Origin of the sequence: Streptomyces sp. R41, from assembly GCF_041053055.1 — a bacterium.
In the GTDB taxonomy this organism is placed as follows: domain Bacteria; phylum Actinomycetota; class Actinomycetes; order Streptomycetales; family Streptomycetaceae; genus Streptomyces.
In genome coordinates, this window is sequence record NZ_CP163443.1 from 9,565,020 (window position 1) to 9,578,138 (window position 13,119).

General features: G+C 67.1%; 5 protein-coding genes. 4 read left to right on the forward strand and 1 reads right to left on the reverse strand.

Annotated elements, in window-relative coordinates:
- The first annotated feature begins 380 nt into the window (after positions 1–380).
- From AB5J53_RS43435 to AB5J53_RS43445, 3 genes are all read left to right on the forward strand, one after another.
- Entirely contained in the window at positions 381–3,923 is a 3,543-nt protein-coding gene (locus tag AB5J53_RS43435) for a LamG-like jellyroll fold domain-containing protein (protein ID WP_369252841.1), read from the forward strand.
- Between the two features lie 204 nt (positions 3,924–4,127).
- Positions 4,128–10,622 carry an RHS repeat domain-containing protein gene (locus AB5J53_RS43440; RefSeq protein ID WP_369252843.1) on the forward strand — a complete coding sequence of 2,165 codons (6,495 nt, stop codon included), beginning with the start codon at positions 4,128–4,130 and terminating at the stop codon, positions 10,620–10,622.
- Entirely contained in the window at positions 10,619–10,990 is a 372-nt protein-coding gene (locus AB5J53_RS43445; RefSeq protein WP_369251081.1) for a hypothetical protein, read from the forward strand. Before AB5J53_RS43440 ends, AB5J53_RS43445 begins: the two co-directional genes overlap by 4 nt.
- Before the next feature lie 319 nt (positions 10,991–11,309).
- On the opposite strand, the gene AB5J53_RS43450 is transcribed toward AB5J53_RS43445, so the two are convergent.
- Positions 11,310–11,954: a class I SAM-dependent methyltransferase gene (locus tag AB5J53_RS43450; protein ID WP_369251082.1), complete on the reverse strand. Its 645-nt coding sequence runs from the start codon at positions 11,952–11,954 to the stop codon at positions 11,310–11,312.
- Positions 11,955–12,406: 452 nt separating this feature from the next.
- On the opposite strand from AB5J53_RS43450, the gene AB5J53_RS43455 reads away from it, so the two are divergent.
- Positions 12,407–13,063: a DUF1707 domain-containing protein gene (locus AB5J53_RS43455; RefSeq protein ID WP_369251083.1), complete on the forward strand. Its 657-nt coding sequence runs from the start codon at positions 12,407–12,409 to the stop codon at positions 13,061–13,063.
- Positions 13,064–13,119 lie beyond the last annotated feature (56 nt).

A 13,119-nucleotide genomic window follows, 5' to 3' on the forward strand; every position in this document is an offset into this window, starting at 1 on the left:
ATCTTGGTCGTGACACCGTCTACCAGGAGTTTCTTCGTCAACGCTCAAGAGCACAACTAGCATGCGCTACCGGCAGGTTTGAAAGAGGTCAATGTGATACGCGACACCATTGACCTGCGTGATCAACCAACACATGATCCTCACAGCTTCTTTGTAATAAAAAGTTAAAAAGGACAGGTGGGGGCGTGTTTACGCAAAAACGGCGGCGCGGCTGGCGTCAGGCGGTGGTGAGTTGGGCGATAGCCGTCACGCTCCTGGGGGGTGCGGTGGTCGGGGTCGGGGCGACTCCGGCAGCCGCCGATGACGCGGCGGCCTCGGTAGCGGCTGACGGGACTGCGGACTCGGAGGCGAGTGCTCTCGCGGCGGAGACCGGTGAGCGGGTGGCCGTGGACGCGGCGATCACCGACTCGTCCCAGGTATTCGCCAACCCGGACGGCACCTTCACGCAGGAGATGAACGCGGCTCCGGTCCGTGCCCGGAAGGACGACGGCACCTGGGCCCCCATCGACACCACCCTCGTGCGTGAAGCCGACGGCTCTGTGCAGGCGAAGAATACGACGGCCGGTCTCACCTTCTCGGGCGGCGGCAGCGGGGACGGACTGGTCACGCTAGAGGACGAGGGGCACGAGCTGCAGCTCGGCTGGCCTACCGCGCTGCCCGAGCCCCGGCTCGACGGCGACACCGCCACCTACCCTGGAGTTCTTCCAGACGTCGATCTGAAACTGACCGCGCTGAGCTCCGGCTACACCTCGGTGCTCGTGGTCAAGACTGCGGCGGCGGCGGAGAACCCGGCGCTTTCGACGATCAGGATGACCGTCTCCGGCGGCGACATGGACGTCTCCCCGACGGCCGACGGCGGATTCGTCGCGCGCGACGGCGACGGTACCCCGGTCTTCGAAAGCCCGGCGGGGCGGATGTGGGACTCGGCCGGTGACCCCCCGGCCACTGGCACCGCCACGGCCGGCGTTACCACGCAACTCGCCCGCACTACTGCTTCTTCGGCAGAGGCAGAGGGTGAGCCGGAGGCGGCCCCGCTGCCCGCTGCAAAGGGCGAGCCGGCCCCGTCGGAGGGCCCCGGCAGCGGTGACGCCGCGGCCGAGCTTCCGCTCAAGCTCACTGGCACCACCCTGGAGATCACACCCGATCCTGCCCTGCTCCACGGCGAGGACACCGTCTTCCCGGTCTACATCGACCCGCCGACCAAGGGCATCGCGCTGGGCGACTGGACGGCCCTGGCCTCCAACGGCACCAAGTACTGGGAGTTCGACGGGGACAAGGGCGTGGGGCGCTGCTCCAACTACGCCGGATACCTCTGCTCCAACAGCCCGTACACCCAGCGCATGTACTTCGAGTACCCGCTCTCGTCGATCCACGGCAAGAAGGTCCTGGACGCGACGCTGGAGGTGTACCAGGAGTGGACGTTCACCTGCGATCCGCACTGGTACGACCTGAGTCGCGTGGACAAGGGCATCTCCTCCAGCACCGGTTGGTCGTCCCGTCCCACCGGGGTGGACTTGATGGGCGACCGGAACGTGGCCTACGGGCGGGGCGGCCTGTGCAGCCCGTCGCAGCCGGCGAACTGGGTGCGCTTCAGCGACAACGTGGACGAGGAGACGAACGAGAACCTGACGACGACCCTCGCGTCCTACGCCGCGAACAAGGAGTCGCAGATCACCTTCTCGCTCACCGCGCACGACGAGTCCGACGCGGCCTCCTGGGCGCGGTTCCGCGACGACGCCAAGCTGTCGGTGACCTACGTTTCCTACCCGGACAAGCCAACCTCGTACGGCGTCCAGCAGGGCACCACCGGGCGGGCCTGCAACGCCTCCACGCTGCCCTTCGCCACTAGTGACACCACGCCGAAGATGCTGGCAACGGTGCAGTCGGCCGATGGTTCCAACGCCCAGCTGCGCGCCATGTTCGAGGTGTGGAAGGCCGACGGCTCCAGCCGCGCCTGGTACGCGGCCTCGCCGGACGACGCCTGGGTGGCCGACAACGCCGTCCGCGACGCGTCCTCCAGCGCGCTGCCGGCGCAGACGGACTACCGGATGCGGGTCAAGACGCAGGCGTACTACAAGACGGACCGGGGCGCCACCGGTGTGCTGGACTCGGCCTGGTCGTCCTGGTGCTACTTCCGGGTCGACACCGATTCGCCGCCGCCTCCGGTGGTGTCCAGCGCGGACGGCGTCTACCAGCCGGCCGAGACCGACCCGGCCGCGGGCGGGGTGGGCACGCCGGGCAAGTTCACCTTCACCCCCGCGGACACCAACCCCATCACGCCCGGCATCCAGTCGGACGTCGTCAGCTTCAAGTGGAAGCTGAACAGCGGCGCGGTCTCCGCACCGATCACCGTCTCCAAGGGCGCGGCCACCACCCAGACGATCACGCCGAACCAGGCTGGTGAGAACACCATTCAGGTCTGGGGCTACGACGCGGCCGCCCACAGCTCGCTCACCGGCTACTACAGCTTCCTGGTTAAGGGCGCCGAGAAGCCCTCGGGGATCTGGCACCTGGACAACGCCCTCACCGACTCCACCACTGCCACCCAGCACCCGCTGACCTCCTCGGGGGCCACTTGGGACACCCTGACCCGCAGCGGCTCCGGCGCGGCGAAGCTCAACGGCACGAGCGCCTACCTCTCCACCTCCGGCGCGGTCCTGGACACCACCAAGTCCTTCACCGTCTCGGCCTGGGCACGTCTGGCGAAGAAGGACGTCAACTACACGGTCCTGTCCCAGGCGGGCACGAACGCCTCCGGGTTCCAGCTGTACTACTCCACGGCCTACAACGCCTGGATCTTCAACCGCCACCAGACGGATGTCGCCGATCCCGTGATCGTCCGTTCGATCGGCACCAAGCCGCCGGTACTGAACGTCTGGACCCACCTGGCGGGCGTCTACGACGCGGCCGGACAGACCCTCCAGCTCTACGTCAACGGCGTCCCGCAGGGCAATCCGGTGCCGTTCACGGCCACCCCGTGGAAGGCGTCCGGCGGTCTCCAGGTCGGCCGGCTGTGGCACAACGCGGCTGGCAAGGAGAACTTCGCCGGAGCCATCGACGAGGTGCAGGTCTGGTCCCGCGCGCTCGCGGACACCGAGGTCACCCACGAGGCCTGGCTGGAGGACGAGGACCTCAGCGACGGCACTGCCGGCGATCCGGTCCCGGCGCTCGTCGCCAAGTGGGACGCCACCGACATGGCCAACGCGACCGGCACCACGGTCAAGGACACCAGCGGCTTCGGCCGGAACCTCACCCTCAACGGGGCCGCGCTCACCCTGGTCACCACCGGCGACCCGGACATCGGCGAAGAGGTCACCACCACGCAGACGATGACCCTGAACGGCACCAGCGCGTACGCCACCGCCACCGGCCCGGTCGTCGACGACTCCGGTTCGTTCACTGCGACCGCCTGGGTCACGCTGGACCCCGCCAAGCTCGCCGACACCAGCAAGTCGTACGCGGTGCAGGTGTTTGGCCAGTCGGGGACGAGCCAGTCCTCCTGGGGTGTCTGGTACGAGCAGCCGGCGGGCAGCACCCAGGGGCGGTGGACGTTCGGCCGTCCCGACAAGGACGGCACCGGGGCGGTCTGGACCAAGAGCGAGTCCACCGCATTCACCACGGCCCAGCTGGGCGTCCCGGTCATGCTGTCAGTCGTCTACGACGCCCAGGCGGCAGCCGACCCCGACGACACTTCCAAGCTCGGTGCGCTCAAGCTCTACGTCGATAGCGCCCTGATGGGTGACGAGGACGGCGTGCCGTACTCCGCCCCCTGGCAGGGCGGCGGAGCGTTCGAGGTCGGCCGGGCGAAGATCAACGGCGCTGCCGCGCGCTACTTCCCCGGAAAGATCGACAGCGTCCGCGTCTGGGCCGGAGCCACCTCCACGGACACGATCGCCAACCGGCGTAACACCGAGCAGCAATAGAAGCGGGGCGGGACAGGACGGGCCTCTTGCCCGTCCTGTCCCGCCCCGTTCTGCTCGAAACACTCTGCGCGTCGCCGCGGACGCGCCGACGAGATCCGTCGTTTTCGGGCGCCGACGTCGCCCGAGCGCCTCCTGCCCCTATCCGAGAACCGGGAAATCACCGTGTCTTCATCCCCCTTCCGCCCACGCTTGCCAGGGGCGGTCATACGCCGCTGGCTGGGCCGTGGCGCGCTCGTCGTCTCCCTCTCCGTCCTTCCGCAAGTCGTGGTTCCCTCGGGCTACGACTTCGCCGCCCAGGCCCAGTCCCCGGCAGCCCGCAAGAAGCTGGAGGACCGGCCCGACGCGAAGATCGACAAGGTGGGTGTGCTCAAGCCCAGCACGTCCAAGGCTCCGAAGGACAAGGCCGCCCCCGCCTCCCGTGAGACCCGTGAGCGGCTGAAGAAGGCCGCGTGGCCGAAGTCCGGGAAGGCCACCGCCGAAGTCCCGGCGAGCGGCGGGGCCGCAGTCACCGTCGGCGGGCTCGGCGTGAAGCTGGCCCAGCAGCCCGCCGCCCCGGCACCCAAGTCGGCGAAGTCCAAGTCGAAGCGCAGCACTGCGGCGAAGGCCACCGGTCCGGCCGAGAAGGTGGCTCTCAACGTCCACTCCCGGGCGGCCGCGAAGAAGGCGGGTGTCAACGGCGTCCTGCTGACCGTCGACCCAGCCGGTGCCGCGAAGAAGTCCACCGGCGACACCGACAAGCTCCGGGTCTCCCTGGACTACTCCTCCTTCAACGACGTCTACGGCGGCAACTTCGGCCCCCGTCTGCGCCTGGTGAAGCTCCCGGCGTGTGCGCTGACCACCCCGGAGAAGAAGTCCTGCCGCACCCAGAGCCCGGTTACGGGCGCGGACAACGACGCGGAGTCCCAGACCCTGACGGGCGCCGTCTCCGCCAAGACCCTCGCAGCCGGCACCCCGATGCTGTTGGCGGCGGCGGCCGACAGTTCGGGCGGCGGAAGCGACTACAGCGCCACTTCGCTGTCCCCGACCGCGACCTGGGAGGCCGGCGGTAGCACGGGTGACTTCACCTGGAACTACCCGCTGCGGGTTCCCCCGGCGACGGCCGGCCCGTCCCCGAGCCTGTCGATCTCCTACAACTCCGCCTCGGTGGACGGCCGCACGGCCGGGGAGAACAACCAGACCTCGGTGGTCGGTGAAGGCTTTTCGATCACCGAGTCCTTCATCGAGCGCAAGTACGGCTCCTGCAAGGACGATGGCCAGTCCGGCAAGGGCGACCTGTGCTGGAAGTACGCCAACGCCACCCTGGTCCTCAACGGCAAGGCCGTGGAGCTGGTGAACCCCTGCGCCGACAAGGCGGCCTGCGACACCGCCGCTCTATCCCAGGCGTCCGGCGGGACGTGGAAGCTGAAGAACGAGGACGGCACCCGCGTCGAGCATCTGACCGGCGCCACCGGCAACGGCGACGACAACACCGAGTACTGGAAGGTCACGGACGCGTCCGGCAACCAGTACTTCTTCGGCAAGCACCGGATGCCTGGTTGGAGCGACAAGGGCACCACCGACACCGCCGACGACGACCCGGTCACCAACTCCGTGTGGACCGTCCCGGTCTTCGGCGACGACTCCGGTGAGCCCTGCTACAAGTCCACCGGCTTCTCCGACTCCTTCTGCACCCAGGCCTGGCGCTGGAACCTGGACTACGTCGTGGACACCCACGGCAACGCCTCCACGTACTGGTACGGCCGGGAGACGAACAACTACTCCAAGAACGCCGACACCACCGTCAACGGCACCGGTTACACCCGCGGCGGCTACCTCAACCGCATCGACTACGGCCTGCGCAGCGACCTGATCTACTCCAAGCCCGCCGCCCAGCAGGTCCGCTTCACCTACGCCGAGCGCTGCGTCGTCTCGGGTGGCTGCACCAGTCTGACCGCGGACACCAAGGCCAACTGGCCCGACGTGCCCTACGACATGATCTGCGCGGCCAGCACCAAGTGCACCACCCAGATCGGTCCGTCCTTCTTCACCCGCAAGCGCCTCACCGACATCACCACCTCGGTCTGGACCGGTACCGGCACCACCCAGCGGGACGTGGACACCTGGCACCTGGACCAGAGCTTCCCCGACACCGGTGACGCCTCCTCGCCGAGCCTGTGGCTGAAGTCCATCCAGAACACCGGCAAGGCCAACTCCACCACGGCCGCCATGCCATCCATCGTCTTCGGCGGCATTCAGCTGTCCAACCACGTGGAGGGCAGCGGCCCGGACACCCTGCGCTACATCAAGTGGCGCGTGCGCACCATCAAGTCCGAGGCCGGCTCGACCCTCACGGTCAACTACTCTGACCCGGACTGCGTCTGGGGTTCCAGCATGCCGGCGGACATCGACAAGAACACGCGCCGCTGCTTCCCGGTCAAGTGGTCCCAGTCCGGGGCGACCCCGGTCACCGACTGGTTCCACAAGTATGTGGTCACCTCCGTCTTCCAGGACGACCCCTACGGCCACGGCGACACCGGCGAGAAGTACTACGATTACCAGGGCGGCGCCGGCTGGGGCTACGCCGACGACGACGGCCTGACCAAGGCGTCCAACCGCACTTGGTCGCAGTGGCGCGGCTACGGCAAGGTCGTGGAGACCTCCGGCGACTCCGAGGGCCCGCGCTCCAAGAAGTCCACCCTCTACATGCGCGGCCTCAACGGCGAGAAGGAACTCGACGGCACCGCCCGGGTGGAGAAGGTCACCGACTCCGCCGGCACCGCCATCGACGACTCCCGCCAGTACGCCGGCTTCGTCCGCGAGACCATCGTCTACAACGACGCCGACGAAGTCAGCGGCACCATCAACACCCCCTGGTCCCACAAGACCGGCAGCCACACCTACAGCTGGGGCGCCACCGAGTCCTGGATCGTCCAGGCCGACGAGACCACCACCCGCACCAAGACCTCCACCGGCACCCGCACGGTCAAGCAGAAGACCACGTACGACACCACGTACGGCATGCCGATCACCGTGGAGGACAGCGGCGACGCCACCAAGACGGGCGACGAGTCGTGTGTGCGGACGACCTACGCCCGCAACACCTCCGCCTGGCTGGTGAACGCGGTCTCGCGCACCGAGACCTACAGCGTCCCGTGCGCGGCCACCCCGGCGATCCCCGACGACGTCGTCTCCGACATGACCACGGCCTACGACGGCCAGGCGGTCGGGGTGGCGCCCACCAAGGGCGAGATCACGGCCTCCTACCGGGTCGCTAGCTACGACCCTGTGAACAAGACCCCCCTCTACCAGCAGGTCTCCGGCTCAACCTACGACAAGCTGGGCCGCCCGCTCACCGCGACCAACGCCCTCAACCGCACGATCAAGACCACCTACGTCCCCGACGACACCGGCTACGGCCCGCTGACGTCCAAGACCACCATCGACCCCAAGCTCTACACCTCCACTACCGAGGTGGATCCGGCCTGGGGCACGGCCACCAAGACCACCAATGCCAACGGCAACGTCACCGAGTGGTCCTTCGACGCGCTCGGCCGACTGCGGTCGGTCTGGAAGCCGGACCGCTCCCGCACGCTCGGCGACGCCGCCAGCATCGTCTACGCCTACAGCATCAACAACGACAAGGAGACCTGGGTCCGCACCGACGCCCTCAAGGCCGACGGACAGACCTACAACAGCTCCTACGAGATCTTCGACGGCCTGCTGCGGTCCCGCCAGAAGCAGGTCCCCGCGCCCAACGGCGGCCGGGTGATCTCCGAAGCCCTCTACGACGACCGCGGCCTGGCGTACATCTCCAACAACCAGGTCCACGACGACAACGCCCCCTCGGGCACCCTGGCCAACACCTACTCCGGCTCCGTCCCCGCCTCCACCGAGACGGTCTTCGACGCCGCCGGCCGCGCCACCGAATCGATCTTCCGGGTCTACGGCCAGGAGAAGTGGCGCACCAAGACCGATAAGCAGGGCGACCGCACCGCCTTCACCGCCGCCGCGGGCGGCACCGGCACCCTGACGATCACCGACGCCCGCGGCCGGATCACCGAGCGCCGCGAGTACGGCGGCCCCGTCCCGACCGGCAGTGACTACACCCGCACCCTGTACGAGTACACCCCCGGCGGCCAGCTCCAGAAGATGACCGGTCCGGATGGAGCGGTCTGGACGTACGGCTACGACCTGCGTGGCCGCAAGACCACCTTCACCGACCCCGACAAGGGGGCCGTCACCACCGCCTACAACGACATCGACCAGCCGTTGACGGTCACGGCCACCCTCGACGGCGTATCCCGCACCCTGATCACCGACTACGACGAGCTCGACCGCGCTACCGGCACCTGGGACGGGGTGAAGGACAACGCCCACCAGCTGACCAAGCTCACCTACGACTCCTTGGCCAAGGGACAGCCGACCGCCGCGATCCGGTACGTCGGCGGCACCACCGGCAAGATCTACTCCCAGGTCGTCACCGGCTACGACGCGCTCGGCCGCCCCAAGGGCACCAAGACCGTCATCGCCGCCACCGACGCCCTGGTCGCCGCCGGTGCGCCGCAGACGTTCACCACCTCCACCACCTACAACATCGACGGCACCGTCCAGTCCACCTCGATGCCCGCAGCGGGCGGCCTGCCCGCCGAGACCGTCACCAACAGCTACAACGGCCTCGGCATGCTCACCGGCACCGACGGCATGACCGACTACGTCCAGAACATCGGCTACTCCCCGTACGGTGAGATCGAGGAGACCCGCCTCGGCACCTCCACCGGTGCCAAGCAGCTCCAGATCCTCAACCGCTACGAGGACGGCACCCGCCGCCTGGCCAACACGCACACCGTCGACCAGACCAACACCGGCTACACCAGCGACGTCGACTACGTCTACGACACCACCGGCAACGTCAAGTCGATCACCGACAACGCAGGCGGCAAGGACACACAGTGCTTCGCCTACGACGGCTACCGCCGGCTGACCGAAGCCTGGACCCCGTCCTCCAACGACTGCGCCACCACCCGCACGGCGAGCGCCCTCGGCGGGCCGGCCCCGTACTGGACCAGCTGGACCTACAAGCCCGGCGGGCTGCGCGACACCCAGACCGAGCACAAGACCGCAGGTGACACCCAAACCGCCTACGGCTACCCCGCCGTCAACGCCTCAGGCGCTGGACAGCCGCACACCCTGACCTCCGTCACCGTCAACGGCGGCACCGCCAAGACCTACATCTACGACGAACAGGGCAACACCACCAAGCGCTACAGCCCCACCGGCACCGCGCAGAGCCTCGTCTGGGACGTCGAGGGAGAACTCACCCGCCTCACCGAAGGCACCAAGACCACCGACTACCTCTACGACGCCAACGGCGAGCTCCTGATCCGCCGCGGCCCCGGCAAGACCGTCCTCTACCTGGCCGGTCAGGAACTCCACTACGACACGGCCGCCAACAAGTTCACCGCCCAGCGCTACTACCCGGCCGGCGACGCCACCGCCGTCCGCACCGAGAGCGGCCTGTCCTGGATGGTCGACGACCACCACGGCACCGCCTCGATGACGGTGGACGCCACCACCCAGGCCATCACCCGCCGCTACACCAAGCCCTTCGGCGAGGCGCGCGGCGCGACACCATCGGCCTGGCCCGACGACAAGGGCTTCCTCGGGAAACCCGCCGATGCCGACACCGGACTCACGCACATCGGCGCCCGCGAGTACGACCCGGCCACCGGACGCTTCCTCTCCGTCGACCCCGTCCTCGCTTCCGACGACCACGAGTCCCTCAACGGCTACGCCTACGCAGACAACACCCCCGTCACCAAGTCCGACCCCACCGGCCTGCGGCCGATCACGGACTGCGAGCGCGGGTGCAGCGACGGTAAGGGCGGCCATTACCACGACTACATGACGATGGGACCCAACGGGACCTGGGTCTACCAGTCCACGCTGACCTACACCCAGACGTTCCAGTACCAGAAGGCGGGCGGCGGTACCGGAAGCGGCACCATGACCGTCACCGTCCGCACGAACGGGGGCCACAAGTCGGCGCAGGTCGTGTTCAAGAAGGGGCCTGACCCGAAGCCCAAGAAGGACGACGGCTACTGCAACGCCTGCTGGGCGATGGGAACGAATCCCGCCTACGACCCCAACGCCCACGACCTGCCGGACACCCCGAAGCTCAAGACCTGGCAGAAGATTGTGCTCGGCGTCATCGTGGTCGTGGCGGCGGCAGTGGTCGCCGCCCCGGTCGTTGCAGCTGTTGGGCCAGAGATCAGCGCAGCGTGCCTGGCTAACCCTGCAGGTTGCGGTGAAGTCATAGCGGAAATAGGAACAGGCGGCGCCGCAGGCGGAAGCATGCCGTCCGGCGCCTCATATGGGGGCGCGGCAAACGCCGCTAGCGGGGTCCGGCTTGGGAAACAGCTAGAGTTCGAGGCCGACGCGGCTGCAGCGGCCAAAATGTTCACCAAGGATGGTGAACTCACCGCGGAAACCATCGCGCGTTCCAAGAAAATTCAAGAGGGCTCCCAGATGAAAAACACCCACCTGACGGAATACTTTGAGGCGCACGGCGGTATTGACCAGTGGGGTAAGTATGCTACTCCGCGAGTCAACACCCCGGGAGGCAAGGGAACTCTCGACATTCACTTCTACAGAAATGAAGTGAGTGGAGAAATTTACTACTACGACTACAAGGTGAAGCTTGGCGGAGGGGAGAGAAGGTGAGAGTTCGTTATCTGGGCGCCACGGACGCGCCTCCCAACCCTGTTGATGGCAGATACGACTTCATTCCAGGGCAGGAATACGTCGTACTCGAACTGCATGTTCGGAGCGACGGTTCTTCCTCCCTGCGAATCGAGCACTCGCCAGGCGACCTCGCTGGCCTGTACAGCGGGAAGTACTTTGAGCAGGTGTCTGACACCATCCCTTCCCAATGGAGTGTGGAGATCTATCGGCGAGGCGGGCTGAGCATGGGGCCGAAGGAATGGATCGCAGGAGATTTCTGGGAGCGCATGATGGAGCGTGACCCGGAAGCGGAGGCTGCCTTCGAGGTGACACGCGACGCAATCCTGGCCGAGGATCCGGTCGCCTGATCCAGTCAGTACTATCAATCCGAAAAGAACAAATCTTTAGGATGAATCGTTGGTGCCACTCGTTGAAAGCGAAGGTCCCGGAGTGCGGGTGACCTTTGTGAACGCCGAGGCCTTTCCGTAACCGGAAGCCAGCAGCCGCGCCCGGCGCGGACGTTCCCTCGTGGACGTCCGCGCCGGGCATCGTGCTTCGAGCCCCGCACGACCTCATTTGGCCCGGTAGTACTGTCGGCGTCTGCTGTTGTCGGCAGGGTAGGAGATACAGCCGGTGGGCATTCCGTCTCACTGAACATGGTCGGCTGCAACTGGACTGCTGACGTGGCTAGGACTGACGGCGTGCGAAGAGGACCGCACCTGGAACGCTTTCGTCGGGGTCGATCAGCATTTGGGCCTCGACGGTGAACCCGGCATCGCGTAGCCAGGCCGCCACTTGGTCAGGCTGGCGGCGGTGAACGTGGACGTTCATCGGGTGGCCGCCGTAGCCCTGCGTCTTCAGCCTCGACTCGTCGCCGACGTGAAAGCCGAGCAGCAGTGGTCCGCCGGGACGCAACACGCGCCGGAAGTGGCCGAAGACCGTGGGCACTGCTTCGTCGGGGACGTGAATCAACGACCAAAATGCGAGCAGGCCGACGACTGAAGCATCGGCGAGGTCGAGGTCGGTCATCGAGCCCACCTCGAACCGCAGGCGGGGGTGGTCACGCCGAGCCACGTCGATCATCACGGATGAAAGGTCGATGCCGAAAGCGTCCACACCCAGCTCGTGCAGGTGAGCGGTGACGTGTCCAGGTCCGCAGCCCACGTCCGCCACCGGCCCACCGCCAGCGGCGTGCACCAAGTCGGCGAACAGCGCCAGAGCCGCCCGAAGATACGGCGCCCCGGCCAGAGCCTCGCGTACTTGGTCGGCATAGCTGACCGCGACCGTGTCGTAGGAGGCCCGGGTGTCTGCCAACCAGCGGTCCGCGTTCATGGCTCGACAGAGTAGTGCAGCGATCAGGATGACGAACCAGATCAACTGAGATCAACGACGAATCAGACCAGGTCACTTGAGACGGAGACCAGATCCTTCGAGACGGGACATTGGCGCCGCCCGCGGTGAACACCATCAGGACTGGCTATGACGTCGTCAATCAACGGCTCTGTCAGCGATCACGGAGAGCCGTCACGGTCGGTGAGAGTGGTGTTCAATTCCCGCGTCTGCGCCGGGGCGTGCCGTACCGGATATCGCCAGATGTGACGCTCCCTCATGTACGTCGAGACCGGGCCTCGGCATGATGGATGCCGCATGCCGTGAATCGACGCTGGCGATCGCCTCTCCGTGATGGGGCCCAGCCGGGATTCATATCGCGATATAGCGTTAGTCTTCATCTCGCGCCGCTGCCTGCGTCGCGCGGAGACGTTCGACAGGACCAGGACGGAAGTATGTCGGGAGAGATTTCGCCCACCGGGAAGCGCTCCGGCCTCGACTCGTCGCCCGAGCTGAGGGCCTCTCATGCGGACCGGGACCGGGTGGTGGACGTGCTGCGTATCGCGGCGGGGGACGGCCTGCTGACTGCGGACGAGTTGGGCGAGCGCGTGGAAGCTGCCCTGTCGGCGCGTACCGTCAGCGAGCTGACCGCGCTGACCGCTGACCTGCCGGCCGTGTCCGCTTCGGCCGGCACGGCCGTAGCGGAGGTCAAGGACGTACTCCGGATCGAGGGGATTCACAGTGGTGCGGTCAAACGCGTGGGGCGCTGGGTAGTGCCGCGGAGGCTGGAGCTTTCCACTGCGTGGTGTGAGGTGACGCTCGACTTCACTCAGGCAGTGATCACGCAGGACACCTTGCGGATCGACATGAACACGGCAGGCAAGAAGCTGACGCTGATCACCAAGCCGGGCATCGTGGTCGATGCCGGTGCCCTGAGCCTCGTACACAGTAAGATCAAGATTCGTCAGGCTCCAGACCACGAGACGCCGATCACGCTGCGCGTGGAGCTGGTCGGCACGACGACCCACGGCCGCGTCGTGGTACGGCCCGCACGGCGGACGTTCGGACAGTGGCTGCTGCGCAAGCCCACGTCCCTGCCTGCAGGCGATTGACTCCATCATTGTGAACTGTCGGCCGTGGCTCGGGCGGTTTGAGCGGGGCTCTGCCG